Raw genomic sequence first — 26,745 nt, 5'->3', positions numbered from 1 at the left:
AGGCCATGATAGAGCCCCCCCATCCTTTTTCCCCTTCCCGGTCCCGCTGGCGCCGTCAGCGTGATCGGTTGGCCACCGGGCTGATTGCGTTGGGTGGCATCGTGGTGGTGCTCGCGGTATTGGCGATCGGTGTGTTCCTGGTGGTGGAGGTTCTGCCCGCGCTGTTAGGTGGGCAGCTGGACACACAGCGGGTTTTCGCCTCGCTCACGCCCATGGCCTGGGGTACGCTCAAAGCGGCCTTGTGGGCCATGCTGTTTTCCGTGCCCCTGGCCCTGGGGGCGGCCATACACTCCTCGATGTTCATGTCGCAGCGCTTGCGCAGCCGGATGAAGCCGACGCTCGAGCTGATGGAAGCACTCCCGGGCGTGGTCGTCGGCTTCATTGCCGGCCTGGTCATGGCCCCCTGGGTGGAGCGACACCTGGCCGGTACCCTCACGCTGCTGCTGTTACTGCCGTTGGGGGTACTGCTCGCCGGCGGGGTATGGCGTCGCCTGTCGCCGGCGTGGCGGCGCTGGTTCTCCCTGTCGCGTGCGGGACTGTGGCTGGTGCCCTGGCTGGCGCTGCTGGTCATGGCGGCCTTCGCGCTCTCGCCCTGGTTGGAGCGACTGCTCGTCGACGGAGACCTGCGGGTCTGGCTGGACCGCGAGATGGGCATCGACTATGCCTCGCGCAATGCCATGATCGTGGGCGTGGCCATGGGCTTTGCCGTGATTCCCAGCATCTACGCCCTGGCCGAGGATGCACTTTCCGGGGTGCCCGGTGGGCTGGGCGAGGGTGCACACGCCCTGGGTGCGACGCGCTGGCAGACCCTGTGGAAGGTGGTGCTGCCGGCCGCTGCCCCGGGTATCTTCGCGGCGGTAATGATCGGTGCCGGGCGTGCAGTCGGCGAAACCATGATCGTGCTGATGGCCAGCGGCAATACGGCCTTGATGAGCCTGAGCCCGTTTGAGGGCATGCGCAGCATGGCGGCGGGCATCGTCGTCGAGCTGCCCGAAGCCGTGCCGGGTAGCGAAGCCTACGTGATGCTGATGCTGGCGGCCCTGCTGCTGTTCCTTTTCACCTTCCTGGTCAATACGCTGGCCGAAGTGGTGCGTAGCCGATTGAGGCGCCGCTATCGCTGGCTTGGGGTGGCGCCATGACGGGGGCGGCGTCGTGAGTGCCTGGTCCGAGCTGGCGAGCCAGCGCCTGCCGCGCTCGGAGGGCCCCTGGGCCTGGCTGGCCGCCGGCAGTGTGGCACTGTCGCTGCTGATGCTGGGTGGACTGCTGCTGCTCATCGCCGTACGTGGACTGGGGCATTTCTGGCCGGCAGGCGTCGTGCAGCTGGAGCTGGAAGACGGCCGGGCGCTGGCCGGGCGTGTCGTGCGTGAGCTGCCGCTGGAGCAGGGCGAGCGTGAGCGACTTTATTACACCGCCAACCGAGATCTCGACGGCCAGGTGTGGCACTGGCTGGCGGTCTCCGACATCGTCGCCAGCGAACGTCCACGGGACCTGCTGGTACTCGAGCGCCGCTTCCACGGCGAGTTCATCGGCCGGCTGGTGGAGGTGGGAAGTGTCGACTTCCCCGATCCGACATCAACGGCGACGGCGGACTGGAACGCGCTTCAGGCAAGTCTGGCGGAGCTGCAAGCGTTGCGCAGCGAACGTGATCGACTGCGGCGCGAGCAGCTACGGCCGCTGATCCAGCAACTGGATGCCGATCCTCGGGACGCGCAGGCTCGACGAGAACTGGCGGCGGTCAATGAGCGGGTGCGAGCCCTGCAGCACGCCATGCAAGGCAAGGTGGCGATCCTCGAAAGCGCCGATGGGCGACGCCTGGTCCAGCCCCTTGACGAGATTCTGCGTGCCTGGCGGCCCAACGCGATGACCACTGGCGAGAAGCTGACGGCCTGGGCACGGGGCGTGTGGCGCTTTCTCTCCGAGGGACCGCGGGACGGCAATACGGCAGGCGGCGTGTGGCCGGCGATCTTCGGCACCGTGCTGATGGTGCTGCTGATGTCGCTGCTGGTCGCCCCCTTCGGGGTGCTGGCGGCGGTCTACCTCAATGAGGTGGCCCACCAGGGCCGGCTGACGAACCTCGTGCGTATCTCCGTGCGCAATCTGGCGGGGGTGCCTTCCATCGTCTACGGTGTGTTCGGCCTTGGAGTGTTCGTCTATGGAGTCGGCGGCTCGCTTGACGAGTGGTTCTTCAGCGATGAGCTACCCTCGCCCACCTTTGGCACCGGGGGATTGCTTTGGGCATCCCTCACTCTGGCGCTGTTGACCCTGCCAGTGGTGATCGTGGCCACCGAAGAGGGCCTGGCGCGGATACCGGTGCAGCAGCGGGAGGGTGCCCTGGCGCTGGGCGCCACTCGATTCGAGACACTGACCCGGGTCATCCTGCCGATGACGGTACCCGCCATGCTGACCGGGGTCATCCTGGCGATTGCCCGTGCCGCCGGCGAAGTGGCACCGCTGATGCTGGTGGGCGTCGCCAAGCTGGCGCCCCAGGTGCCGGTGGACGCCGAGTTTCCGTTCCTGCATCTTGAACGTAAGTTCATGCATCTGGGCTACCACATCTATGACACGGCCTTCCATGGCAACGATGTCCAGGCGGCACTGCCGCTGGTGTATGCCACGGCCTTGCTGCTGATAGGGGTGATCCTGGTGCTTAACCTGACTGCCATATTCCTGCGTCATTATTTCCGTACGCGTCACGGCTATGTGCCGCGTCAGTAATGAGGTCGACGTTGCCGATATCCATACCGTCCCGATTCCAACCAGCCGCTTCGGGCTCGATCATCGACTTTCCCGCTGAGGCCAGCTGCTTCCAGGTTGAGGCGCTAAGCCTGGCCTACGGGGGAAAGCCGGCGCTGCAGGAGATTTCTCTGCGCGTGCCGCGTCACCGGGTCACGGCCTTCATCGGCCCTTCCGGCTGCGGCAAGTCGACCCTGCTGCGGGCGCTCAATCGGCTTCACGACCTCAACGAGAATGTCAGCCACGAGGGGCGGATCCTGCTTGAAGGGCAGGATATCCACGCCCCGGAAGTGGCGGTGGACGAGCTGCGTCGTCGCGTCGGCATGGTGTTCCAGGTGCCCAACCCCTTCCCCATGTCGATCTACGAGAACGTGGCCTTCGGCCTGCGTCTGCAGGGGGGGCTGACGCGACGACGCATGGACGACATCGTGGAGTGGGCGCTGCAGGCCGCGGCGCTGTGGGATGAGGTGAAGGATCGCCTGCGTGCCTCGGCCTGGTCGCTCTCCGGTGGCCAACAGCAGCGCCTGGTGATCGCCCGCTCGCTGGCGGTGCGCCCCGAGGTGCTGCTGCTCGACGAGCCGGCCTCGGCATTGGATCCGATCTCGACGCTGAAGATCGAGGAGCTGATTCGTGGGCTGAAATCGCAGCTCACGCTGATCCTGGTAACCCACAACATGCAGCAGGCGGCGCGGGTTTCCGACTACACCGCTTTCCTGCAGGAGGGTGAGCTGGTGGAGTACGCCCCCACCGACATCCTGTTCACCAACCCCACGCTGCGGCGTACCGAAAACTACATTACCGGCCGCATGGCCTGACGGGCTGGCCTGAGCGGCCCGAGGAGAGAACGATGGAGATCACCAGCGAGACCCACAGCCAGCACATTTCCCGCCAGTTCAACCAGGAGCTGGAGGCGCTGAAGACCCACTTGATGACCATGGGAGGACTGGTCGAACAGCAGGTCCAGGAGGCGATCCAGGCGCTGCTCGAAGGCGACAGCCGCCTGGCAGAGAAGGTGCGTGACCGCGATCGCGACGTCAATGCCATGCAGCTCAGGATCGACGACGAATGCACCCGGGTCCTGGCGCGCCGCCAGCCGGCCGCCTCCGACCTTCGGCTGGTGCTGGCGGTGATTCGCGCCACCGCCGACCTGGAGCGCATCGGCGACGAAGCGAGCAAGATCGCGCGCAATGCGCTGACCTTGATCGACAACGGCAACAACGTTCGCGGCCTGGTCGAGGTGCGCCACATCAGCGAGCATGTTCGGCGCATGCTGCGCGACGCTCTGACCGCTTTTGCCCGCTTCGACACCGAGCTGGCGTTGCGTGTGGTGCACGAGGACGAGTCGGTGGACGACGAGTACGGCAGCGCCATGCGTTCGCTGATGACCTTCATGATGGAGGATAGCCGTGCCATCGGCCCGGTGCTCAACGTCATGTGGATCCTGCGTGCGCTGGAACGCGTCGGCGACCATGCTGACAACCTCGCCGAGTACGTCATCTATCTGGTCAAGGGGCTCGACATCCGCCACATGGACACCGACCAGCTCGACGAGGAAGCCCTCACTCGCAAGGAGTGACACCGAGAGCTACGGAATCCCTTTTCGGCACTCACCCGCGGGACACGGCTGGTCTACCGCCGCGGCCTGCGGGGCTACTTCCCTGGATCTACCATGGCGAGTGGGGTCTTCCCGGCGGAAGGGAGTCAGCCGGTGGCTTGTTCGATTCCGGGATGGGTCACCAGCCGCGAGGCAGGAAAGACGCAGCGGAACAGGGCACCGCGGCCCGGGAGGGATTCGATCTCCAGATGCGCGTCGTGGCGCAGCAGCACATGCTTGACGATGGCCAGTCCCAGACCGGTGCCGCCGGTCTCGCTGCTGCGGCCCTTGTCGACGCGGTAGAAGCGCTCCGTCAGCCGGGGGATGTGGGCGGGGTCGATGCCTTCGCCGTCATCTTCCACTTCCAGGCAGGCTCCCTTCACGTGCGGCTTCCAGCGCAGCGTGATGTGGCAGCCTTCGGCGCTGTAGCGCACCGCATTGGAGGCGAGATTGGAAAGCGCGCTGTGGACCTCCGGGTCGCTGCCCAACAGCCAACGGTTTTCGTCGACCTCGATGGCAATTCGATGGCGCCCCGCGGAGAGCGCCTCGGCGTCCTGGCGGACTTCCTCGAGGATGGATGTCATCTCCAGCGCACAGTGATCATCGCCGCCCTGGTCGATCTCCAGCCGCGAAAGCAGCAGCAGGTCATTGACCAGGTTCTGCATGCGCTGGGTCTGCTCCTGCATGCGGGCAAGTCCCCCGGCCAGGCGCGGCGGCAACTGCTCGGCATAGGTGGCGTAGGTCTCGAGGTAGCCTGCCAGTACCGTCAGCGGCGTTCGCAGTTCATGGGAGACATTGGCGACGAAGTCCCGGCGCATCTCCTCCAGGCGATGCAGGCGAGTGATGTCGCGGGCCATCAGCAGCCGCTCGTCGTCGCCGTAGAGGGTGATCTGGAACTGCAGCACCTGATGTTCGTCCACCGGCGAGGGCAGCGTGAGCGGCTCGCGGTAGTCGCGGGCGGTGAAGTAGGCGACAAAGCGCGGGTCGCGGATCAGGTTGGTGATGTGCTGGCCGCGATCATGTGCAGCCTCGAGCCCCAGCATGCGCTCGGCGGCACTGTTCCACCACTCCAGGTCGCCCTGCTGGTCGAGCATCACCACGCTGTCGCGCATCGCCTCCGAAGACTCCTGGATGCGCTTCAGCGTTGCCTGCAGCCGCTGCTGGGTCTGGCGCTGCCCTTTCTGGTAGCGATACAGCCTGTCGAATAGCTCACCCCACAGCCCCTGGGCAGCGGGCGGTTCGTCATGCGGGTGGCGCGTCAGCCAGCGGCGCAGCGCGTGGAGCTGCTTGAGATGGTAGGCCAGGCGCATGGCAAGGGCGGCGGCGAGGCCCAGGCCGGGGGAGCCCAGCAGCCAGCCGAGCAGGACGCCGGCGGCGATGAGCAGGCCGAGGCGCCAGAGTTCATGTCGCCAGGCGCGCACGTCAGCCCTTGTTGGAGAAGCGGTAGCCGGTGCCGCGCACGGTCTGGACCAGGTGCTGGTGGGCGTCGCCCAGGGCCTTGCGCAGGCGGCGGATATGCACGTCCACGGTACGTTCCTCGACGTAGACATTGCCGCCCCAGACCTGGTCGAGCAGCTGGCTGCGGGTGTAGGCGCGCTCCTGATGGGTCATGAAGAACTGCAGCAGCCGGTACTCGGTGGGGCCCATCTCCAGCGGCGCACCGTGGGCGCTGACCCGGTGGCTGATGGGATCAAGTACCAGTCCATCCACCTCCACCGGCTCCTCGACGCCCTTGGGGGTGGTGCGGCGCAGTACCGCCTTGAGCCGGGCCACCAGCTCGCGGGGCGAAAAGGGCTTGGTGATGTAGTCGTCGGCGCCGGCTTCCAGGCCCTGGATCTTGTTGTCTTCCTCGCTCTTGGCGGTGAGCATGATGATCGGCAGCTCGCGAGTGGCTTCCTCGCGCTTGAGCCGGCGTGCCAGTTCGATGCCGCTAGTGCCGGGCATCATCCAGTCGAGCAGGACCAGGTCAGGTTGGTGGTCGACGATGATGGCGTGGGCGCTCTGGGCATTGGCGGCCTCGAGCACACGATAGTCGGCCATCTCCAACGCCACCGCGATCATCTCGCGGATCGGCGCTTCGTCATCAACGATCAGAACGGTCTTGGCGGTCATCCCGAAGCCTCGCGGTCAGTAACGGGTCGGTGACGATCTGACCACGACATGATGACAGTTGCGTGACATGGCCGCCATAGCGCCTTCAGGCACCGACCTCCGGCCACAGGCTCAGGGCGATGCCGGCGAAGACCAGCAGGCCAGACCAGTGGTTGTTGAGAAAGGCCTGGAAGCAGGGCTCGCGCTCACGAGAGCGAATCAGAAACTGCTGATGGATGAAGGTGGCCGCCATGCCTGCCAGGCCCAGCCAGAAGAACGCGCCAAGGCCCAGGCGCACACCGACCCAGCCCAGTAGGCCAAGGGTCACCAGCTGGAGTATGCCGATGGCGATCTTGTCGGCGCGGCCCAGCAGCACCGCGGTGGACTTGATGCCGATCTTGAGGTCGTCGTCGCGATCGACCATGGCGTACTCGGTGTCGTAGGCCACGGTCCAGGCCACATTGGCGGCGAACAGCAGCCACGCCTCGAGGGGGATGTGGCCAAGCACCGCGCCGAAGGCCATGGGAATGGCCCAGGAGAAGGCTGCGCCGAGGAACAGCTGCGGCAGGTGGGTATAGCGCTTCATGAACGGATAGATGAAGGCCAGTGCCACGCCCACCAGTGACAGCATGACGGTGAAGAGGTTGGTGAAGAGCACCAGCACGAAGGCGCTTGCGACCAGGCTGGCGAACAGCACTTTGGCCTCTTGCTCGCTGATGCGTCCGGTGGCCAGCGGGCGATGCTTGGTGCGTTTCACATGCCCGTCGAAGTGGCGGTCGGCATAGTCGTTGATCACGCAGCCGGCGGCGCGCATCAGGTAGACACCCGCCACGAAGATCAGTACCAAGTGTCGCTCGGGAATACCGGCAGCGGCCACCCACAGCGCCCAGAATGTGGGCCACATCAGCAGCCAGGTGCCGATGGGACGATCCAGGCGCATCAGCTGCAGGAAGTCGGGCAGACGTGCCAGCCCCTTGGGGCGCATCAGCGAGCGATCCATCGGTATCTCCTCATTCGATGGGGTCCATCCTAGCGTGATGGCAGGCCCAATTCATCCGTCATGGTATCGAGGAAGAACTCCTGCACCAGCACCGCGAAGCGGCCGTGACGGAACACCGAGCGACGGCCCCAAGGGCCTGCCAGGGGGTGGAAGGGGGCCGGAGTGGCCGTGACTTCGATGGGGCTGCGCTCGAGGTCGGGCTGGCGAAACAGCCAGCTTCCCAGTGAGCGCTCGCCTAGTCGCTCGAGGCGCTGGCCGCGCAGATGTGCCAGCGGTGCCACCGAGCGGGCCACCACCCAGGGCCGTTCGTCCAGGCAGAGGGCCACTTCGCGCAGCCAGGCAAGGCGGTCGAGAGGCAGCCGCAGGGCGTGAGCCTCGTCGGCTCGCGGTTTACCCAGGCCCTGGCCGAGCAGGCGAACGCGAAAGGTGCGGCCGGTTCCGGCCGAAATCAGTCGTGACGTGAGCGAGTCCCGCGAGGCGACCCAGCTCCACCAGGCCGGGCTCATCGCGGGGCGTCCCGCGGCCAGGGGGCGCCAGGTGGGGGTATGGGGTGGCTTGGCTTGGCGCTCCGCATGGTTCCGGTTCACCGGCACTCTCCGGGTCTCACTTGGGGCGCATAGTGTAACATGCTGAACTGACCTACTTCTTCGTGCCGGCAGGCGAGTTTCCGCCTCTTAAGGGAGTCTCATGAGTCGACCTCTCACCATTATCGGTTCAGGTATGGCCGGCTTCGGCCTGCTCAAGCAGCTGCGTCAACGGGATGCCGAACGTCAGGTGACCCTGATCACTGCCGACAGCGGTGACGACTATTCCAAGCCGATGCTCTCCTCCGGCTTTGCCAAGCGCCTGGCGCCTGAACGCCTGGCGATGCGCTCTGCCCTCGAACTGGCCGATCAACTGGGCGCGGTGGTGCGCACTCATACCCGGGTTGATGCCATCGACACGCACGCGCGATGCCTGCACATCGGTGAGGAGAGCCTGCCTTTCGGCGAGCTGGTGCTGGCCACGGGGGCCGCCCCCAGCGTGCCGTTTGCCGTTCCCGAGCCGCTTGCGGGCCGTGTCTTCAGCGTCAACGATCTGGACGACTATCGGCGCTTTTCCGCCGCCCTCGAGTCCCTTGGCCGGCCAGCCCGCGTGGCCATCGTCGGTGCCGGACTGGTGGGCTGCGAATTCGCCAACGACCTGGCGGCAGGCGGCCATGCGGTGACTCTGGTTGCTCCCGAGGATGCCCCGCTCCCCCGGCTGTTGCCGGAGCCGCTGGGGCGTGCCCTCGGCGACGCCTTCGCCGAGGCCGGCATCGCGCTGAATCTGGGACGCAGCCTCCTGCGTCTGGAAGAAACCGGTGGCGACATCGGCCTGTCGCTCGACGATGGCCGCCAGCTCGAGGCCGACCTGGTGCTCGTCGCAACCGGCCTGCGTCCGCGAACCGAGCTGGCCGAGGCAGCCGGGCTGGCCGTGGGCTCTGCCGGTATTCACGTCGATCGCTATCTGGCTGCCTCCGTACCAGGCATCCACGCGTTGGGGGACGTGGCCTGCGTCGATGGGGTCAATGCCATGTACGTGCAGCCGCTGCAGGCTAGCGCCAAGGCGCTGGCCTGCACGCTGGCTGGCACGCCTACTCAAGTGAGCTACGGTGCTTGGCCTGTGCTGGTCAAGACGCCTCTGCTGCCGGTGGTGGCACTGCCCCCGCTGCAGGCGCCGGTGCGCTGGCGCATCGAGGGAGAGGGATGGAACCTGAGTGCTCTTGCCGAAGATCGAGACGAACGTTTGATTGGCTTTGCGTTGACAGGAGGCCGCGTGAAGCGGAAAGTTGAGCTGGCGCGGGCAATGCCGCCATTGCTAGGCTAGTCACGTCATCGTCATGACCGGCTTCATCAGCATGGGGTACGCGGTGATAACCGCGCTTGAAGCTTCAGGAGCAAGGGAAGAACCCAGTCAAGGGGACGGGCTCTCCCGGGGAAGAAGTGACAGGCGATACCTTCGTGATTCGTTCATGATAACAACTCACCGGCTTCGTGGCCGGGATAAAAGCCAATACCAGGAGGGCTGTATGCGTAAGCCAGAACTCGCCGCGGCAATTGCCGAGCGTGCGGAACTTTCCAAGGACAAGGCCAGCCAGGTGCTCAACGTCATTCTCGACGAGATCACCGGCAGCGTGGCCCAGGGGCAGGATGTCTCCCTGATCGGTTTCGGTACCTTTACCGTGCGCGAGCGCGCCGCGCGTACCGGCAAGAACCCGCAGACCGGCCAGCCGCTGGCCATTCCGGCCAGCAAGACCGTTGCCTTCAAGCCGGGCAAAGGGCTCAAGGACGCCGTCGGCAAGGGCTGACCGTCGCTGTGACCCTTCGTGGCGCGGCCTGCACTGTCAGGCCGCGATACCCTTCCACCTGATCGAATCGGACTCGACATGAAGCTGCGACTCATGCTGTGGCTGCTTGGGTGGATGCTCAAACGCGCCCTGCGCCGCAAGCCTGCCTTCCGTGAGACCCTGTCGGAGATACGCCGTCTCGACTGGGGTATTGCCACGGAAGATCTTTCCATTGCCCGCCATTACCTGATGTCGCCCCAAGGGATTCAGGCCGGCGCCGGGTTGCCGGTGGATCTCGACCTGGAGCTGCGCTTCGATGACGAGGCCACTGCGATAAGAGTACTGCGCAAGCCGACCCAGCAGGCCTTTCTCGACGGCATGATGGCCGGCAAGGTGCGCCTGGTGGGCGATTCGGGCGATCTGCAGAAGCTGCAGAAGCTGCTCAAGCATCTCTGAGTCCGCACCATTTCACGAATTATCATGCCTTTAGTCGGCGGAATAGGACGTGGACATACCCCACCAGCGTCTGGTCTATTTCAGAGTCACCCTGGAGTCGGGCTCGGTGCGCCAGGCCGCCGCTCGCCTCGATATCGCGCCGTCGGCAGTGAGCCGGCAACTCAACCTGCTGGAAGAGGCTCTGGGCGCCACGCTGCTTGAGCGCAAGCGGACGGGGATCCGGCCCACGCCGGTGGGCGAGATGCTGCTCGAATACTGCGAGCGCCGCGGCGCCCTGGACGAGAGTTTCATTGCTTCGCTGGAAGCCTATCAGCGGATGGAGACCGGCACCGTGGCGCTGGTGGTGGGCGAAGGCTTCGTCGGCGACCTGGTGGCCAAGCCGCTGCGTGAATTCACCGAGCGATATACCGGTATTCAGATCGATATCCACCTGGCCGGTACCTCGGGCATCATCGAGGCAGTCATCGATGAGCAGGCGCATATTGGCCTGATGTTTCATGAGCGGACCCATCACCAGCTGCGTTTCTGGGTTTCGAGCCCGCAGCCGCTGATGGCCATATTGCCGCCCGATCATCCTCTGGCCGAAGAGGCTCAGCCTCTGACCCTGGCGCAGCTGAGCGAGGCGCCCATGGCGATGTGGGACCCCAGCCATCAGGTGCGCCACATGGTGGACGAGGCATTTCTGCAGGCCCGGCTGCGGCCGCGCATGGCCATGAACACCAACTCCATGGCCATCCTGGCCCAGTACGTGCGCAGCGGCATGGGCATCACTCTGCTGCCGGCCTTTGCCGTGGCGGGTGACCTGGCCGAGGGGCGACTGGTGGCTCGCTCCGTTGACGACCCGCTGTTCCAGCGCTCCCAGGCGCACATGGTGACCCGCATCGGCCGCCAGCAGCCCAAGGCCAGTATCCTGCTCCTGCGCCACCTGCAGCGCTGGATGCAGGCCTTCCAGAACGTCGATTCGACCTCTATCCGTTAACCCACGCCGCTGCCGTAGCCCATGGCCACGCTGGCTTCGCTGGCGGTCTCTACCCATACGCTCTGAGGCAGGGTGTACTCGCGCAGGCCGTCGAGGCCGCTGGAACGGCCGAAGCCGCTGTCGCCGAAGCCGCCGAAGGGCGACATCACGCTGATTGCCTTGTAGCCGTTGATCCACACCGTGCCGGCGCGCAGCTGAGCGGCCACCCGATGCGCGCGGGCCGGGTCCTGGGTCCACACCGCACCGGCCAGGCCGAAGCGGGTGGCGTTGGCCAGGCGTACGGCATCCGCCTCGTCGTCGAAGGGCATCGCCACCAGCACCGGGCCGAACACCTCCTCGCGGGCGATCTCCATTTCCGGGGTGACGTCGACCAGTACGGTGGGGGCCAGGAAGTAGCCCTGTGCCTCCTCGGGCAAGCCTGCCGGGCGGCTGCCGCCGACGATCACCCGCGCGCCGGCGGCCACGGCGTCCTCGATCATGCGCGTCACGTGTGCGTACTGGCGGGCGTTCTGCAGCGGCCCCATGCGGGTCGCCTCGTCGGCGGGCAGGCCGACGGTGATCTCGGCTGCGGCACGCGCCAGCCGCTCGGTCACCTCCGCGAAGGCCTCGCGCTGGACCAGCAGTCGCGAGCCGGCCACGCAGCTCTGTCCCGCCGCGGCGAAGATCGCCGCCTGGGCGCCTGCCACGGCGGCGTCGAGGCTGGCGTCGGCGAAGACGATGTTGGCCGACTTGCCGCCCAGTTCCAGCACGCTCGGCACCAGGCGCCGGGCGCCGGCCTCGGCGATCAGGCGCCCGCTCTGGGGCGAGCCGACGAACACCAGCTTGCTGATGCCTTCGCTGCCGGTGAGCGCCGCGCCGGTGCTCGGGCCCAGGCCGTTGACGATGTTGACCAGCCCCTTGGGCAGGCCGCCCTGCTCCAGCAGCCGGGCGATCGTCACCGAGGTGAAGGGGGTGAGCTCCGAGGGCTTGAGCACCACGCCGTTGCCGGCGGCGATGGCCGGGGCGAGCTGCCAGGCACAGGTGAACATCGGCGCGTTCCACGGCGTGATCTGGCCCACTACCCCATAGGGCACGTGGCGTACGTAGTTGAGGTGGCTGGTGGGTACCGGGATCACCTCACCGTGCTGCTTGTCGCACCAGCCGGCGTAGTACTCGAACATCTCGCGCACCTTGCCGACCTCGCCGCGGCAGTCGCGGATCGGCTTGCCGGCTACCACGCTCTCGAGCTGGGCCAGCGCCTCCTCGTGGCCTTCGAGGCCGCGCACGGCGGCGTTCATGCGCCGGCCGCGCTCGCTGGCAGTGAGCGCCATCCACGCCTGCTGTGCCCGGGTGGCGGCGGCAACGGCGCGCTCGACCGGAGCCGGGCCGGCGTCGCGGTAGCCGAGCAACGTCTCGCCGGTGGCGGGATCGATCAACGTGATCGCCTCGCCTTCGCCCGGGCAGGGCGCGCCGTCGACCCAGTTGGACAGCGGCGTTGCGCCCTGCAGGCCGAAGCCATCGAGCAGCGCCGAGAGATGCTCCCGGGCCTGGTTATTGAGGTGGTTCATGATGCGTTCTCCTCGGTAGCAGCGGCCAGCAGCGCACCGGCGATACGGTTGAAGTCGTCGCTATCAGCGGGGGACTCGGGATCGGCGTGCCACGCCTCGACTACGGCTTGGAGCAGGCCCGGCGGCATGTCGAGGCGCTCGGCGGCGTCGCGGGCCAGGCGTAGGTCCTTGCGCATCAGGCCGGTGGTGAAGCCAGAATCGAAGCGCCCGGAGAGAATCCACTCGGGGAAATTGACCTCGCTGACCGCACTGCGTCCCGAACCGCTGTTGAGCCCGGCCAGGCAGGCCGCAGGATCGACCCCGGCTCGAGCGGCCATGGCCACTGCCTCGGCGGTGGTCAGCAGGTGGGCGGCACAGAGATAGTTATTGGCCAGCTTGACCACATGGCCACTGCCCGGCCCGCCGACGTGGGTGTAGCGGGCCGACATCGCGTCGAGCATCGGTGCCAGACGCTCGATGGTGGCCGACTCGCCGCCGAGCAGCATGCCGAGCTTGCCCGTCGCCGCCCCCTTGGGGCCGCCGCTGACCGGGGCGTCGAGCCACGCCAGCCCGGCGGCCTGAACCTTGGCGGCCAGCTCTCGACTGACCACCGGATCCGAGGTCGAGGTATCGACGATGACGCTGCCCTTCGGCGCCAGGCCGAGCAGACCGGGCGAAGTTTCGATCACCTCCCGCACCTGTGCGGAGGTGGGCAGCGACAGCAGGTAGACGTCGCACGGCGGCAGCTGGTCGGGGGCGACCGCCGGCAACCCCTGCTCCGCCAGGCACAGGCGGGCGCTGTCGAACAGGTCGCTGCCGGTGACGTCGAAGCCGGCGGCTTGCAGGGTCAGGGCCATGTTGCCGCCCATCTGGCCGAGGCCGATAACGCAGATTTTCATGGTTGTTCCTCAAGAAGATGCAGAATGTCGTGTCTGGCAGGCGCGTCGATCCGGACCGCAGCGACGCTGCGGCCATGGAAGCCGTGGCGAAAAGCGCCGTCAGTCGTCGAGCAGGGTCGTGACCAGCGCCTGCCAGTACGCCACGCCTAGCGGGGCGATGGCGTCGTTGAAGTCGTAGAGTGGATTGTGCAGGGCGGCGCTCTCGACTCCGTTGCCGAGCCAGATGTAAGCGCCGGGGCAGGCCTCGAGCATGAAGGCGAAGTCTTCGGAGGCCATGCTGGGCGGCAGGTCGCGATGTACGCGGGTGATACCCGGCAGCGTCTCGAGCACCCCGGCGCAGCGTGCCGCATGCTCGGGTGCGTTGATCGTGGCGGGGTAGCGCGACTGATAGTCGAGCTCGACCCTGAGGTCGTGGAATCCGGCCAGCGCCTCGATTGCCTGGCGCAAGCGTCGCTCCAGGTAGGCGCGCAGCTCGCCGTCGAAGCAGCGCAGGGTGCCGCGCAGCTCCACCGTCTCCGGGATCACGTTGAAGGCGTCGCCGGCGTGGAACTGGGTGATGCTGAGCACCGCGCTCTGGTGTGGCGGCGTTTCGCGGCTGATCAACCCCTGCAGCTGGCTGGCCAGCTGACAGGCGGCCAGTATGGTGTCGCTGCCCAGGTGGGGCATGGCGGCATGACAGCCGCGCCCGCTGAGCTTCAGGGTGAAGACGTCGAAGGCGGCCATCACTGCGCCGTCGTGTACCGCCGCCTCGCCCACGGCGAGCCCCGGCCAGTTGTGCAGGCCATAGACGGCTTCCATGGGGAAGCGCTCGAAGAGCCCCTCCTCGACCATCACGCGGCCGCCGCCCTCGCTCTCCTCCGCCGGCTGGAAGATGAAGTACACCCGCCCGGCGAAGTCCGGGTCGGCGGCCAGCGCATAGGCCGCCCCCAGCAGCATGGTGGTGTGTCCATCGTGGCCGCAGGCGTGCATCTTGCCCGGCACCTGGGAGGCGTGGGCAAAGCGGTTGGCCTCCTCGACGTCGAGCGCATCGATGTCAGCCCGCAGCCCGATGGCATGCCCGGGGCCGCGCCTGCCGTCGAGAATCGCCACTACACCGGTACCCCTCCCCAGCCCGGCGACGACCTCGAGCCCGGCCTGACGCAGCAGCTCGGCAATACGGGCGCCGGTGCGGTGCTCCTCGAAGGCGGTCTCCGGGTGGCGGTGGAAGTCGTGGCGCCAGGCAGAGAGGCGTTCCGGCGTCGGCAGCAGGCTGTCATCCATGAGCGGCTCCTCAGATAATCAAATGGGCAATGAATGCCGAAGCGACGAAGGTACCGGTGAAGACCAGCAGCGAGACGATCACCAGTTTCCAGCCGGTCTGACGGAACATGGTGAACTCGCGGCCGGTCAGCGCCAGGCCGGCATAGGCCAGCACCGGGGTCACCACGGCGAGAAAGTTCACATGGGAGAGCTGGCCGACGATCCAGCCATTGCCGGGAAAGAAGGGCAGCGTCATGACGATGCTGATCAGCGAGACCCAGGCCACGCTAGGCAGGTAGAACGGCGCGAAGCGACCGATGAGCAGGCCGATCATGACCATGACGTAGAGCAGCACCATGCCGGGCAGCGCCTGGTGCAGCGGGGCGCCATGCACGATGTTGGCGATCCACGCCGCGACGCATACCACGGCCAGCAGCAGAGCGGTCTTGCCGAGCTGCTGCTCGGGCCGCAGTTCCTGCAGGGCGGAAGCATCGAAACCGTTGTCGGGTGCAGTCGTATCAGAGGGTTTCATTGTGGGCCTCCTTGAGCTTGGCGCCGCCGAGGCGCTTGTACAGCCACTCTGCCGTGGGCAGGGCGATGAACAGGGAAACGTAAAGACCGGTGGCGTAGGTCAGCAGATTACTGGCGCCGGAGAAGGCCAGCAGGTCGTCGCGCAGGTGCGGAGCGGCTTCGGCCAGGGCACCCGAGCAGGCTGCAACCATGCTGCCGCTGCCTACGCCGCAGGCCATGGCCAGGGCACGAATGTCGATGATGTCCAGCGAGGCGAGATAGCCGGCCATCAGCGCGAAGTAGAGGGTGCCGAACATGGTGCCCACCACGTAGACGCCCATGATGCCGATGCCCTCGGGGCTTCTCAGGCCGTACTTGTCCGAGATGATGGCGATGTTGGGCTCGCGGGCGATGGAGTAGGTGGCGCCGATGGCCTCGCGCCCCATGCGCAGTACCAGCACGGCGAAGGGCAGTGCCAGCAGCATGGTGCCGAGATTGCCCAGCTCCTGCAGGATCAGTGCCGGCCCGGCGGCGATGATCTGCTCGATGGCCGGTCCGATGGTGGAGCCGAACTTGGCGATGAAGGGCAGGATCGAGATCATGATCAGCGGTCCGGCGGCGTTGCTGACCGGCTTGGGAATCACCCGCTGCATGCTCGAGAACAGGTGCGGGTTGAACAAAACGCCAATGATGAAGGCGTAGAACAGCGGCAGCAGCAGTAGCGTGCCGGGGCCGAGGGGAATGCGCAGAATGCCGATCCACTCGGCGAGAAGCGACGCTAGTATCACCGTCAGGTGCAGGCGCCAGTTGAGCAGCAACTTCATGTCCATTGGATTGTCCTTGTCGTGTTGGGGGACATCTTGAGTATCGAAATGAGGGTGTTCCAATGATAGGCGCTAGGTGTTCTGCTTTTTGCTACGCAGGCCGTGATGCCGCACCCTGCGGGGCGCCACGAGATGTCGGTTTCCGAAGGGAGGTTTGGCTTTATACGAAAGTCTAATGTCAGTAGACTGAGCATGTCTCACCAACAATAAGCCGAACACCATGCCGACCTCGCTCTCCCTGTCGCTGCGGCGCTTGTGGACCCTGGACAAGTTCGCTTACAGCCTGCGCGTCTTCCTCGCCTTCAGTGGCGCATTGCTGCTCAGCTGGGTGGCCGGGGACATCGCGCTGATGATCCCGCTGTTCCTCGGCATCATCGCCAGTGCCCTGTCGGAAACCGACGACAGCTGGCAGGGTCGCCTGCAGGCGCTCGTGGTTACGCTGATCTGCTTCGCGGTGGCCTCTCTCGTGGTGCTGTGGCTGTTTCCCTGGCCGTGGCTGTTCGCTGCAGGGCTTGGTGTGGCCACCTTCGTGCTGATCATGCTGGGCGCCGTGGGGCAGCGCTACGCCACCATCGCCTCCGGCACCCTGATCCTCGCCATCTATACCATGATCAACATCGAACACCATGGAGGCGTGCCGCAGGAAGGCGATTGGAGCCAGACGCTGCTGATCCTGTCGGGTGCGGCCTGGTATGGTGCGATCTCGGTGGTCTGGTGTGCTCTCTTTTCGCGCCAACCGCTCAAGCAGAGCATGGCCGAGCTCTATCGTGAACTGGGCAAATATCTGATACTGAAGGCCACGCTGTTCGAGCCACTGAGAGGGGTGGATATCGAGGCGCGGCGCCTGGCGCTGGCGCGGCAGAACGGCAGGGTGGTGGGTGCGATGAACCAGGCCAAGGAGATGATCTTTCGCCGGCTCGAGGGGCAGCGTGGCAGCCGCAAGCTGAACCGCTACTTGCGGATCTACTTCATTGCCCAGGACATCCATGAGCGGGCCAGTTCGTCTCACTATCCCTATGCTCAGCTGACCGAGGCCTTTTTCCACCACGACGTGCTGTTCCGCTGCCAGCGCCTGCTCGACCAGCAGGGCCTTGCGTGCAAGCGGCTGGGCAAGGCGCTATTGCTCAATCGCTCCTTCGAGCATGACCAGAGCGAACAGGCCCTTGCCGACCTGCATGCCTCCATCGCCAACCTGCGAGACATGCGCAACCCAGCGTGGCGGGAGCTCTTGCCTGCCCTTAACGCACTGGCCGATAACCTCGCCAGCCTGGAGGAGCAGTTGGCCACGGCACACAATCCCGATGCCGCCGACGAGGCCCCGGGTGATACCAGCCTGTTCGACCGCTCCCCGGGCAGCTTCAAGGAGGCGTGGGAACGTATCCGGCTCAACCTGACGGTGACGTCCCCCACCTTTCGGCATGCCGTCCGACTGCCCCTCGCGCTGCTGGCTGGCTACGGGTTGCTTCACCTGCTGCCACCCGCCCAGAGCTTCTGGATCCTGCTCACCACGCTGTTCGTGTGCCGTCCCAACTTTGGCGCCACCCGGCGCTTCCTCAGCCAGCGTATCGTCGGCACCGTGCTGGGCCTGGTGGTCGGCTGGGCCTCGATCACGCTGTTTCCCGGTGCCCTGCTGCAGACGGCAATCGCGGTCATTGCCGGGGTGACCTTCTTCGCCACGCGGGAGCGGCATTACGTGATCGCCACTGCGGCGATCACGCTGCTGGTGCTGTGCAGCTTCAACCAGATAGGGGACGGCTTCGACCTGATCTGGCCGCGGCTCTTCGATACGCTGATCGGCGCCCTGGCCGCTGGCCTTGCCGTCCTGGTGGTCCTGCCCGACTGGCAGGCAAGGCGCCTGCATCGCCAGGCGGCCAGCACCCTGGCGGCGAGCCATCGCTACCTGCAGGAGATCCTGCACCAGTACCGCAGCGGCAAGCAGGACGACCTGGCCTATCGGCTGGCGCGGCGCAACGCCCACAATGCCGATGCCGAGTTGTCGACGGTGCTCTCCAACATGCTGCAGGAGCCCCATACGTATCGTCGCCGGGTGGCCGACGACGGCTTTCGCTTCCTGGTGCACTCGCACACGCTGCTGAGCTATCTCTCGGCGCTGGGTGCCCACCGGCAGCGCCTCGAGCCGAAAGAGAGCGACTGGCGCCTGCTGACGGCGGCGGAGGGCATCGCCGACTACCTCAAGCGGCTGGCCGACTGCCTGGCCCGGCGTGAACCGCTGGCGGGGGGAGCCGCCGCCCGTGAGGCGCTGCAGGCGGAGCTGACGGCACTACCGCCGGTGTGGGAAGAGGAGGGGGCAGGCCTGCATACCCAGCTTGGGCTGATCGTGCGACAGCTGGAGCCCTTGACCGAGGCCGCCAGCCGCCTGGCGGGCGCCCCGCTGGCACCGGGTGAGCCGGGCGCCGGGCCGGCCGCGGCCTGAGCCGCGCTCACACCTGGCCGTAGCGCCCGGCTTCCTCGCCCAGCCAGCGGCGGATCAGCGGCCGGCTCGCCTCGGGGTGGCGGGCCAGCAGGGCCTCGGCCAGCGGGGCCACTCGCTCGAGCAGATCGGCGTCGCGCTCCAGGTCGGCGATCTTCATCTGCGCCAGCCCCGTCTGACGGGTGCCGAGTACCTCGCCGGGGCCGCGCAGCTCGAGATCCTTCTCGGCGATGCGAAAACCGTCGTTGGTTTCGCGCATCACCGCCAGCCGTTCGCGGGAGTGGGCCGACAGCGGCCCGTGATAGAGCAATACGCAGAAGCTCTCGCTGGTGCCGCGCCCGACCCGTCCGCGCAGCTGGTGCAGCTGCGACAGGCCCAGGCGTTCGGGGTTCTCGATGATCATCAGGCTGGCGTTGGGTACGTCGACGCCCACCTCGATCACCGTGGTGGCCACCAGCAGATCGAGTTCGCCGCTCTTGAAGGCATCCATCATCGCCGCTTTCTCGGCAGGCTTCATGCGCCCGTGGACGAGGCCGATGGCCAGCTCCGGCAGCGCCTCGGTGAGCTCGTCACGAGCCGCCTCGGCGGCCTGGCACTGCAGCGCGTCGGACTCCTCGATCAGGGTACAGACCCAGTAGGCCTGGCGCCCCTCGGTGCAGGCGTGGCGGATGCGCTCGACCACTTCGGGACGGCGCTCGTCAGGCACCACCACCGTCTTCACTGGCGTGCGCCCGGGGGGGAGCTCGTCGATGATCGAGACATCGAGGTCGGCATAGGCGCTCATCGCCAGGGTGCGTGGAATCGGCGTGGCGGTCATCACCAACTGGTGGGGCGTGAGTCCGCCTGCCTCGCCCTTCTCGCGCAGCGCCAGCCGCTGGTGCACGCCGAAGCGGTGCTGCTCATCGACGATGGCCAGCCCCAGACGCTGGAAATGCACGTCACCCTGGAACAGGGCATGAGTGCCCACCACCATGCGAGCACGGCCATCGAGGATGGCGGCCTTGGTGTCGAGCCGCGCCTTGCCCTTGAGCTTGCCCGAGAGCCATGCCACCTCGATCCCGAGCGGCTCGAACCATGCCTTGAGCGTACGGTAGTGCTGCTCGGCAAGTATTTCGGTGGGTGCCATCATCGCCGCCTGGCAGTCGCCGGCAATGGCTGACAGGGCAGCCATGGCGGCCACCACCGTCTTGCCCGAACCGACATCGCCCTGCACCAGGCGCAGCATGGGCAGCTCGCGGCCCAGGTCCGCTGCGATCTCGTCGAGCACGCGGCGCTGGGCGCCGGTCAGCGAGAACGGCAGCTGGGTCAGAAAGCGCGCCTGCAGCCCGCGCCCGCTGGGCAGTGCCGGGGCGCCGTCCTCCTGAATCTTCAGCCGCACCTGCTGCAGGCTGAGGCGATGGGCAAGCAGTTCTTCCAGGGCCAGGCGTCGAGCCGTCGGGTGCATGCCGCTGGCGAGGCGCTCGGGGTCGACATCGGGGGGCGGCTGATGCAGTACGTGTAGGCAGTGGTGCAGCTCCGGCAGTTGGAAGCGCTCTCGCAGGTCGGGGCCAAGCCAGTCGGGTAGCGCTTCGGGATCTTCGTCGAGGCGGACCAGGGCCTGCTCGATCAGCGCCCGCAGGCGTGCCTGGTTGAGGCCCTCGGTGGTGGGATAGATCGGCGTCAGGTGATCCTCCACCGGCGGGGCGTCGGCGCTGAGCAGGCGGTATTCGGGATGGTAGATCTCGAGCCCGGTGGCGCCGGCGCGCGCCTCGCCGAAGCAGCGCACCCGCGTGCCGGGACGGAACTGCTGCTGCTGGGCCGGGGAAAAATGGAAGAAGCGCAGGCTGATGATGCCGGAGCCGTCGCGCAGCCTCACCAGCAGGCTGCGCCGGCGCCCCTTGACCACGTCGCTGGCCGAGACCTCGCCCTCTACCACCGCCTCGTGTCCGGCCCGCAGGGTGCCGATGGGAGTGATGCGGGTGCGGTCCTGGTAGCGCAGCGGCAGGTGAAATAGCAGATCGGCCACGCTGTCGACGCGCAGCCTTGCCAGCTTCACCGCAACCGCTTCCCCGACGCCCTTCAGGGAGGTGACCGGCGCGTCGAGCTCATTCATGCCGGTTCGGGAAGCGCCTCATGACACTGGGCGATGGCTTCAGTCACCGCATCTATCGCCTTGGGCCGCGGGAAGCTGGCCCGCCAGGCAATTGCCACGGTGCGCGAAGGGGCTGGGGACTTGAACGGCCGGCTGGTGAGCAGCCCGCTTTCGTAGTGTCCGGTGCCGATGGCCGACTGCGGCAGCACGGTGATGCCCAACTTGGAGGCCACCATGTGACGGATGGTCTCCAAGGAGCCCCCTTCGGCGGTGAGGGTGTTGTGCGGGCTGTTGAGCTGATGGCTGATGGCGGGGCAGGCCTCGAGGATCTGGTCGCGGAAGCAATGGCCTTCGCCGAGCAGCAGCAGGCGCTCCTTGAGCAGGTCCTCCTTTTCGATGAATTCCCGCTCGGCCCAGGCGTGATCGGCCGGGATCAGCACCTCGAACTCCTCTTCGTAGAGGGGTTTGGTGACCACATCTGTCTCGGTGAACGGCAGGGCGATGAGGATGGCATCCAACTCGCCGCTGCGCAGCTTGCGTCGCAGGTTGGCGGTGAAGCCCTCTTCGATGTAGAGCGGCATCTGTGGCGCGCTGCGCGTCAAGGCCGGCACCAGATGCGGGAAAAGGTAGGGGCCGATGGTGTAGATGGCGCCGATGCGCAGGGGGCTGGCGAGCTGGTCCTTGCCGGCATTGGCCAGCTCCTTGATCACGCTGCTCTGCTCCAGCACGCGCTGGGCCTGCTCGACGATCTTCTCGCCCAGCGGTGTTACCTGCACGGTCGACTTGGAGCGCTCGAACAGCGCCACGCCGAGCTCCTCCTCGAGTTTCTTGACGGCGACCGACAGCGTGGGCTGGGAAACGAAGCAGCGCTCTGCCGCTCGGCCGAAGTGGCGCTCCTGCGCCAAGGTTACGATGTAGCGAAGTTCTGTTAGAGTCATGTCTGGTGCCCCGTGGGCATCCTCTCGGACGATAGATGACTTTCAATAGGGACTTTTTATCAGGGGGCGAGAGAAAGGTGAAGAAAACCACACTAATTCTGGGCTGCGGCGACATCGGCATGGTGCTGGGCAAGTTGTTGCTGGAGGCCGGCCATCGGGTGATCGGTGCCCGCCGAAGCGTGGCGGCACTGGAGAATAGCGGTATCGAGCCCTTGCCGCTGGACCTGAACGACGAGGCCGCACTCGCGGCATTGCCCGACGCGGACTACGTGGTCTATATCCTCAGCGCCGATCGTTTCGACGAAGCCGCCTATCGGGCCGCCTATCCCGATGGCCTCAAGGCCGTGCTGCGTACCTACGAGGCACGGGACGCCACACCGAAACGGCTGATCTTCGTCTCTTCGACCAGCGTCTATGGCCAGAAAGAGGGCGAGCAAGTCGATGAGTCGGCCGCTGCCGAGTCCACCGGCTTTGCCGGCATGCTGCTGCGCGAGGCCGAACGGGCGCTGTGGGACAGCCCGCTGACGGGCACGGCGGTACGCTTCTCCGGAATCTACGGTCCGGGTCGTGATCGCTTGATCCGTCAGGTACTGGAGGGACGTATCGCTCCCAAGACCCCGCCGATGTACTCCAACCGCATCCATCGCGACGACTGCGCAGGCGTTCTGTCCCACCTGATCGGCCTCGATGTGGCAGGCAAGGCCCTCGAGGCGCTTTACCTTGCCAGCGACTGTGCACCGGAGCCGCTGCACGATGTCATGGCCTGGCTTGCCAGCCAGCTCAAGGTGGAACCGACCGAAGTGATCCAGGCCCCGCTGCGCAAGCGCTCCAGCAAGCGCTGTGACAACTCCCGCCTGCTCCAGACGGGCTACGACTTTCGCTATCCCAGCTATCGAGAGGGCTATGCCCAGGTCATGCAGGAGGGGGGCTTTCTCGCCGAACCGGTCTGAAGCCTAGAGTGCCGAAACGGCCAGGCTACGGTAGCATGCGCCATTTTCATCGGTGATCGAATGGATCAGTTCGATGCGCTGATACGGCCATGTGAGCTTGACCTGTGGAAGTTCCTCCAGGCATAGCCTGGCCGCGCGCCGCAGCAGGGTGACATGCGGAATGAACCGGGCAGGAGCCGGCCCCAGCCCCAGTGGCTCGAGGGTATCCCAGACCTTGCCCTGCAGCCGCTCCAGGGCAAGGTCGGGTTCCTGGCCACCGATCCAGATGATGCCGGGGCGCCGAAAGCTGCCCCAGCTGTCGGGGCGCCATTCGCCGGGCTGGATGGCCAGGTCCTGGACCCATGCGGCGAGCTCGGTGGCCTTCGCGGGCTCCACCTCGCCGAGAAAGGCCAGCGTCAAGTGCAGGCTCTCATCGGGCATGCGGCGCCCGCCGCAGCGGGCGTGGGCGGCATCCGCCAGCGATCCGAGCCGCTCACGCAGCTCGGGGGGTGGCATCAGCGCCAGGAACAGTCGCACGCTCCCCTCAGTCTCCTATTACCATGACGGCTTCCGCCTCGAACTGGGCGCCCTTGGGTAGCGCCTTGACGCCCACCGCAGCACGGGCCGGGTAGGGCTTGGCGAAGAACTCCTCCATCACCTTGTTGACCACCGCGAAGTTGTCCAGGTCGACCAGGTAGAGGTTGAGCTTGACGATCTCACCCAGCGAGCCGGCGGCTTCCTCGCAGACAGCCTGCAGGTTGGTGAAGACCTGGCGCGCCTGTGCCTCGAAATCGTCGGAGACCAGCTCCATGGTGGCAGGATCGAGAGGGATCTGGCCGGAAAGGTAGACGGTATTGCCGGCCTTGATGGCCTGGGAGTAGGGGCCGATGGCGGCAGGTGCCTTGTCGGTACTGATGACGGCCTTGTTGCTCATGACGGTCTCCTTGCGCTTGTTGATAGGTAACCAGGTTCAATGAAAGGCCCGTTCGCCGCGGCGGGCGGCGAACGGGCCGTTGACGGGTTCAATTGCCGACGCGATTGATCTTGCCGACGTGGGACAGGTTGCGGATGCGCTTGATGATGCGTGCCAGGTGGACACGGTCGCGCACTGCCAGGGTCAGGTGCACGATGGAGAGCCGAGCATCGCGCTCCTCGATGCCGATGCGCTCGATATTGGCCTCGGCATCGGTAACCAGGCTGGCGAGCTCGGCCACCAGCCCGCGACGACTCTCGATCTCGATGCGCAGGGCCACCGGAAAGTCTTCGGCGATTTCCTCGGACCACTCGAGGGCAAACAGCTTGTCGGGGTCGCCCTTGAGCTCGTCGAGATTGCGACACTCGGTGCGGTGAACCACGATGCCTTTGCCCACCGACAGGTGGCCGACCACAGGATCGCCGGGCAGCGGATGGCAGCAGCGGGCAAACTTGATCACCATGCCCTCGCCGCCGCTGATGACGATGGGGCCCTGGGGAGCAAGCTCACGCTCGCTGGGCTCGGCCATGTCGCCATGCAGGAGGTCGATCAGGCGCCGGGCCACTACGTGGGCCACGCGGGTGCCCAGGCCGATCGACTCCAGCAGGCTCTCCTCGTCCTTGAGCGACAGCTCGTCCAGCAGCTCCGGTAGCACGGTGTCCGGCAGCTCCTCCAGGCTGGTCTCGAAATCGGCCAGGGCTTTGTTGAGCAGCCGTCGGCCGAGCTGAACCGCCTCGGTCTGCTGCTGATGCTTCAGTGCGTGGCGGATCGCCGAGCGCGCCTTGGCGGTGACCACGAAGTTGAGCCAGGCCAGGTTGGGGCGTGCCCCGGGGGCGGTGATGATCTCCAGCGTCTGGCCACTCTCGAGGCGGGTCGAGAGGGGGGCCAGATGGCGGTCGATGCGACAGGCGATGCAGCTGTTGCCGATGTCGGTGTGCACGGCGTAGGCGAAGTCAATCACCGTCGCGCCCTGAGGCAGCTCCATGATGTCGCCGCGGGGCGTGAACACGTAGATATCGTCGGGGAACAGGTCGTTCTTGACGTGCTCGATGAACTCCAGCGAGTCGCCGGCGTGGCGCTGCATCTCGAGCAGCCCCTTGACCCACTCCCTGGCCCGGGCGTGGCTGCCTTCGGCGATGGGGTGATCGGTCTGACCCGCCTTGTAGAGCCAGTGCGCGGCAATGCCGTTGTTGGCCATGGCCTCCATCTCGCGGGTGCGAATCTGCACCTCGATGGGCATGCCGCCGCTGCCGAACAGGGTAGTGTGCAGGCTCTGGTAGCCGTTGGCCTTGGGAATGGCGATGTAGTCCTTGAAGCGCCCCGGCACCGGCTTGTAGAGGTTGTGCACCACGCCGAGGATGCGATAGCAGCTGTCGACGTCCTCGGTGATGATGCGAAAGCCGAACACATCCATGATCTCGGCGAAGGGCTTGCGCTGGTCGCGCATCTTCTTGTAGATCGACAGCAGATGCTTCTGGCGACCGACCACGGTGCCGGCCAGGCCTTCGTCGTCGAGGCTCTTCTGCAGCGTGGTCTGGATCTGGCGAATCGCCGAACGGCGGTGGCCGCGGGCGCTGGAGACGGCGCGCTTGATGCGCTCGGCGCGCATCGGGTGCAGTGCCTGGAAGGAGAGATCCTCGAGCTCCACGCGGATGGTGTTGATGCCCAGACGACTGGCGATGCGGGCGTAGATCTCCAGCGTCTCGCGGGCGATGCGACGCTTTTTCTCGGGACGCAGTGCACCGAGGGTGCGCATGTTGTGCAAGCGGTCGGCGAGCTTGACGATGATGACCCGGATGTCCCGGGACATCGCCAGCACCATCTTCTGGAAGTTCTCGGCCTGGGCGACGGCCTTGTCCTCGAAGGTGATCTGGGTCAGCTTCGAGACGCCGTCGACCAGCTCCGCTACCGGCTTGCCGAACTGCTCGGCGAGGGCTTCCTTGGAGACGCCTGTATCCTCGATCACGTCATGCAGCATGGCGGACATCAGGCTCTGATGGTCCATGTGCATGTTGGCCAGGATGTTGGCTACCGCCAGCGGATGGGTGACGTAGGGCTCGCCGGAGCGCCGCTGCTGACCGTCGTGGGCCTGCTCGGCGTAGTAGAAGGCGCGCTTGACCTGCTGAATCTCGTCGGGAGGAAGGTAGCCGCCCAAACGGTCGGCCAGGTCGTCGATGGTGAACATGAGCGCGCCTTGAGTGACAGCCTTACTCCTCGATGGCGATACCTGGCTCGCCTTCACGGCGAATCCTGACCGGCGCCTCGATCGGCTCGTCCAGCACACTCTCGTCGACCAGGCCGGCGGCGATTTCGCGCAGCGCCATCACGGTGGGCTTGTCATTCTCCCACGGCAGCTGGGCGTCGCGGGAGCCACGCGAGAGCTGACGAGCGCGCTGGGTGGAAATCATCACCAGCTTGAAGCGGTTTTCGACATTATCCAGACAATCTTCGACGGTGACACGCGCCATATGGGGTCTTCTCGAAAGCGTTTGGGGAATTCCGCCAAGGGAATTCCGAGTGGAACAGGACAGTCTAGAGTACTCGACGTCCGGCAGCCGTGACAAGCGCCCGCGGCCGGGGCAGGACCCTGGTCAAGGCCCTGGATTCAAGACAGCAGCCCTTGCAGCAAAGGGCCATGGGCCTCGCGCATCCGCTCCAGGCTCAGGCGTCGACTGATCACCAGCGACTGCAGCTCGCGCAGGGCGGTGGTGAAGTCGTCGTTGATCACCAGGTAGTCGTACTCGTCATAGTGCGACATCTCGCTGACCGCGTCTCGCATGCGCCGGGCGATGATGGCGTGTTCGTCGGTACCGCGGCTGGCCAGGCGCCGCTCCAGCTCGTCTCGCGACGGCGGCAGGATAAAGATCGACACCGCGTCGGGCATCTGCTCGCGCACCTGGCGCGCCCCCTGCCAGTCGATCTCCAGGATCACGTCCTGGCCGGCACCGAGCAGGGCTTCCACTGCCGGCCGCGCGGTGCCGTAGAAGTTGTCGAAGACGCGCGCATGCTCGAAGAATTCGCCGCGGGCAATCATCGCCTCAAACTCGGCGACCGCCACGAAGTGGTAGTTGACGCCGTCCACCTCGCCCTCCCGCTGAGCCCGGGTGGTATGCGACACCGAGACCTGGATGCCGTCGAGACTCTCGATCAGCTCGCGTACCAGCGTGGTTTTTCCGGCACCGGAGGGCGCGGAAACGATGAAGAGGGTACCTTGGGGCATGGTCGGCATCCCAGTTGACAGCTT

Annotated in this window: 26 protein-coding genes; 10 read left to right on the top strand and 16 right to left on the bottom strand. The window is 66.3% G+C overall.

Annotation, left to right across the window (positions count from 1 at the left end; genetic code table 11):
• The first annotated feature begins 5 nt into the window (after window positions 1-5).
• The 4 genes from H1D44_RS02775 to phoU all read left to right on the top strand — a co-directional run bounded on the left by H1D44_RS02775 (window position 6) and on the right by phoU (window position 4,309).
• Complete coding sequence (locus tag H1D44_RS02775) at window positions 6-1,139, top strand: ABC transporter permease subunit (protein WP_181513325.1); 1,134 nt, start codon at window positions 6-8, stop codon at window positions 1,137-1,139.
• Between the two features lie 109 nt (window positions 1,140-1,248).
• Window positions 1,249-2,715 (top strand): phosphate ABC transporter permease PstA, encoded by a 1,467-nt coding sequence (pstA, locus tag H1D44_RS02770; protein ID WP_238984414.1) that lies wholly within the window; start codon window positions 1,249-1,251, stop codon window positions 2,713-2,715.
• A gap of 59 nt (window positions 2,716-2,774) precedes the next feature.
• Window positions 2,775-3,548, top strand: coding sequence for a phosphate ABC transporter ATP-binding protein PstB (gene pstB, locus H1D44_RS02765; RefSeq protein ID WP_238984413.1), 774 nt, complete (start codon window positions 2,775-2,777; stop codon window positions 3,546-3,548).
• Window positions 3,549-3,580: 32 nt separating this feature from the next.
• Window positions 3,581-4,309 carry a phosphate signaling complex protein PhoU gene (gene phoU / locus H1D44_RS02760; RefSeq protein WP_181513323.1) on the top strand — a complete coding sequence of 243 codons (729 nt, stop codon included), beginning with the start codon at window positions 3,581-3,583 and terminating at the stop codon, window positions 4,307-4,309.
• Between the two features lie 125 nt (window positions 4,310-4,434).
• Here phoU and phoR read toward each other — a convergent pair whose 3' ends face one another.
• From phoR to H1D44_RS02740, 4 genes are all read right to left on the bottom strand, one after another.
• The gene (gene phoR, locus H1D44_RS02755; protein ID WP_181513322.1) at window positions 4,435-5,748 is read right to left on the bottom strand and encodes a phosphate regulon sensor histidine kinase PhoR; all 1,314 of its coding nucleotides are present in this window, start codon (window positions 5,746-5,748) and stop codon (window positions 4,435-4,437) included.
• Between the two features lies 1 nt (window position 5,749).
• Window positions 5,750-6,439, bottom strand: coding sequence for a phosphate regulon transcriptional regulator PhoB (gene phoB / locus H1D44_RS02750; RefSeq protein ID WP_181513321.1), 690 nt, complete (start codon window positions 6,437-6,439; stop codon window positions 5,750-5,752).
• An 85-nt stretch (window positions 6,440-6,524) separates the two neighbouring features.
• Window positions 6,525-7,418, bottom strand: a complete 894-nt coding sequence (gene ubiA / locus H1D44_RS02745) for a 4-hydroxybenzoate octaprenyltransferase (RefSeq protein ID WP_181513320.1) — start codon at window positions 7,416-7,418, stop codon at window positions 6,525-6,527.
• A gap of 29 nt (window positions 7,419-7,447) precedes the next feature.
• Window positions 7,448-8,005, bottom strand: coding sequence for a chorismate--pyruvate lyase family protein (locus tag H1D44_RS02740; protein ID WP_238984400.1), 558 nt, complete (start codon window positions 8,003-8,005; stop codon window positions 7,448-7,450).
• Between the two features lie 100 nt (window positions 8,006-8,105).
• Between H1D44_RS02740 and H1D44_RS02735 the strand changes: the two genes are divergently transcribed.
• The 4 genes from H1D44_RS02735 to H1D44_RS02720 all read left to right on the top strand — a co-directional run bounded on the left by H1D44_RS02735 (window position 8,106) and on the right by H1D44_RS02720 (window position 11,161).
• A complete protein-coding gene (locus H1D44_RS02735; protein ID WP_181513319.1) occupies window positions 8,106-9,266 on the top strand; it encodes an FAD-dependent oxidoreductase in 1,161 nt (386 codons plus the stop codon).
• 202 nt (window positions 9,267-9,468) lie between these two features.
• A complete protein-coding gene (locus H1D44_RS02730; protein ID WP_010625919.1) occupies window positions 9,469-9,747 on the top strand; it encodes an HU family DNA-binding protein in 279 nt (92 codons plus the stop codon).
• 78 nt (window positions 9,748-9,825) lie between these two features.
• The gene (locus H1D44_RS02725) at window positions 9,826-10,182 is read left to right on the top strand and encodes a hypothetical protein (protein WP_181513318.1); all 357 of its coding nucleotides are present in this window, start codon (window positions 9,826-9,828) and stop codon (window positions 10,180-10,182) included.
• Window positions 10,183-10,231: 49 nt separating this feature from the next.
• On the top strand, window positions 10,232-11,161 hold the full coding sequence (locus H1D44_RS02720; protein WP_181513317.1) for a LysR substrate-binding domain-containing protein: 930 nt from the start codon (window positions 10,232-10,234) through the stop codon (window positions 11,159-11,161).
• Here the strand turns inward: H1D44_RS02720 and H1D44_RS02715 are convergent.
• The 5 genes from H1D44_RS02715 to H1D44_RS02695 all read right to left on the bottom strand — a co-directional run bounded on the left by H1D44_RS02715 (window position 11,158) and on the right by H1D44_RS02695 (window position 16,165).
• Entirely contained in the window at window positions 11,158-12,708 is a 1,551-nt protein-coding gene (locus tag H1D44_RS02715) for an aldehyde dehydrogenase family protein (protein ID WP_181513316.1), read from the bottom strand. The two genes, H1D44_RS02720 and H1D44_RS02715, sit on opposite strands and share 4 nt — an antisense overlap.
• Window positions 12,705-13,586 (bottom strand): NAD(P)-dependent oxidoreductase, encoded by an 882-nt coding sequence (locus H1D44_RS02710; RefSeq protein WP_181513315.1) that lies wholly within the window; start codon window positions 13,584-13,586, stop codon window positions 12,705-12,707. Before H1D44_RS02710 ends, H1D44_RS02715 begins: the two co-directional genes overlap by 4 nt.
• A gap of 99 nt (window positions 13,587-13,685) precedes the next feature.
• Window positions 13,686-14,846 (bottom strand): M20 aminoacylase family protein, encoded by a 1,161-nt coding sequence (locus tag H1D44_RS02705; RefSeq protein WP_181513314.1) that lies wholly within the window; start codon window positions 14,844-14,846, stop codon window positions 13,686-13,688.
• A gap of 10 nt (window positions 14,847-14,856) precedes the next feature.
• A complete protein-coding gene (locus H1D44_RS02700) occupies window positions 14,857-15,357 on the bottom strand; it encodes a hypothetical protein (RefSeq protein ID WP_181513313.1) in 501 nt (166 codons plus the stop codon).
• Window positions 15,344-16,165 carry a DUF3100 domain-containing protein gene (locus tag H1D44_RS02695; RefSeq protein ID WP_181513312.1) on the bottom strand — a complete coding sequence of 274 codons (822 nt, stop codon included), beginning with the start codon at window positions 16,163-16,165 and terminating at the stop codon, window positions 15,344-15,346. The genes H1D44_RS02700 and H1D44_RS02695 overlap by 14 nt, the downstream gene beginning before the upstream one ends.
• Before the next feature lie 214 nt (window positions 16,166-16,379).
• Between H1D44_RS02695 and yccS the strand changes: the two genes are divergently transcribed.
• Complete coding sequence (gene yccS / locus H1D44_RS02690; RefSeq protein ID WP_181513311.1) at window positions 16,380-18,593, top strand: YccS family putative transporter; 2,214 nt, start codon at window positions 16,380-16,382, stop codon at window positions 18,591-18,593.
• Between the two features lie 7 nt (window positions 18,594-18,600).
• Here yccS and recG read toward each other — a convergent pair whose 3' ends face one another.
• On the bottom strand, window positions 18,601-20,682 hold the full coding sequence (recG, locus tag H1D44_RS02685; protein WP_181513310.1) for an ATP-dependent DNA helicase RecG: 2,082 nt from the start codon (window positions 20,680-20,682) through the stop codon (window positions 18,601-18,603).
• Complete coding sequence (locus tag H1D44_RS02680) at window positions 20,679-21,599, bottom strand: hydrogen peroxide-inducible genes activator (protein ID WP_181513309.1); 921 nt, start codon at window positions 21,597-21,599, stop codon at window positions 20,679-20,681. Before H1D44_RS02680 ends, recG begins: the two co-directional genes overlap by 4 nt.
• Before the next feature lie 77 nt (window positions 21,600-21,676).
• Between H1D44_RS02680 and H1D44_RS02675 the strand changes: the two genes are divergently transcribed.
• Window positions 21,677-22,549, top strand: a complete 873-nt coding sequence (locus H1D44_RS02675; RefSeq protein ID WP_181513308.1) for an NAD(P)H-binding protein — start codon at window positions 21,677-21,679, stop codon at window positions 22,547-22,549.
• A 3-nt stretch (window positions 22,550-22,552) separates the two neighbouring features.
• On the opposite strand, the gene thpR is transcribed toward H1D44_RS02675, so the two are convergent.
• The 5 genes from thpR to gmk form a co-directional block, all read right to left on the bottom strand.
• Window positions 22,553-23,065 (bottom strand): RNA 2',3'-cyclic phosphodiesterase, encoded by a 513-nt coding sequence (thpR, locus tag H1D44_RS02670; RefSeq protein ID WP_181513307.1) that lies wholly within the window; start codon window positions 23,063-23,065, stop codon window positions 22,553-22,555.
• A 7-nt stretch (window positions 23,066-23,072) separates the two neighbouring features.
• Window positions 23,073-23,462, bottom strand: a complete 390-nt coding sequence (locus H1D44_RS02665) for a RidA family protein (RefSeq protein ID WP_181513306.1) — start codon at window positions 23,460-23,462, stop codon at window positions 23,073-23,075.
• An 88-nt stretch (window positions 23,463-23,550) separates the two neighbouring features.
• Window positions 23,551-25,686 carry a RelA/SpoT family protein gene (locus H1D44_RS02660; RefSeq protein WP_181513305.1) on the bottom strand — a complete coding sequence of 712 codons (2,136 nt, stop codon included), beginning with the start codon at window positions 25,684-25,686 and terminating at the stop codon, window positions 23,551-23,553.
• A 22-nt stretch (window positions 25,687-25,708) separates the two neighbouring features.
• Entirely contained in the window at window positions 25,709-25,969 is a 261-nt protein-coding gene (rpoZ, locus tag H1D44_RS02655) for a DNA-directed RNA polymerase subunit omega (RefSeq protein WP_181513304.1), read from the bottom strand.
• Window positions 25,970-26,106: 137 nt separating this feature from the next.
• Window positions 26,107-26,721, bottom strand: a complete 615-nt coding sequence (gene gmk, locus H1D44_RS02650; RefSeq protein WP_181513303.1) for a guanylate kinase — start codon at window positions 26,719-26,721, stop codon at window positions 26,107-26,109.
• Between the last annotated feature and the right edge of the window lie 24 nt (window positions 26,722-26,745).

It is taken from the genome of Billgrantia kenyensis, assembly GCF_013697085.1.
In the GTDB taxonomy this organism is placed as follows: Bacteria; Pseudomonadota; Gammaproteobacteria; order Pseudomonadales; family Halomonadaceae; genus Halomonas; species Halomonas kenyensis.
This window is presented reverse-complemented; position numbering and strand designations above follow the sequence as displayed.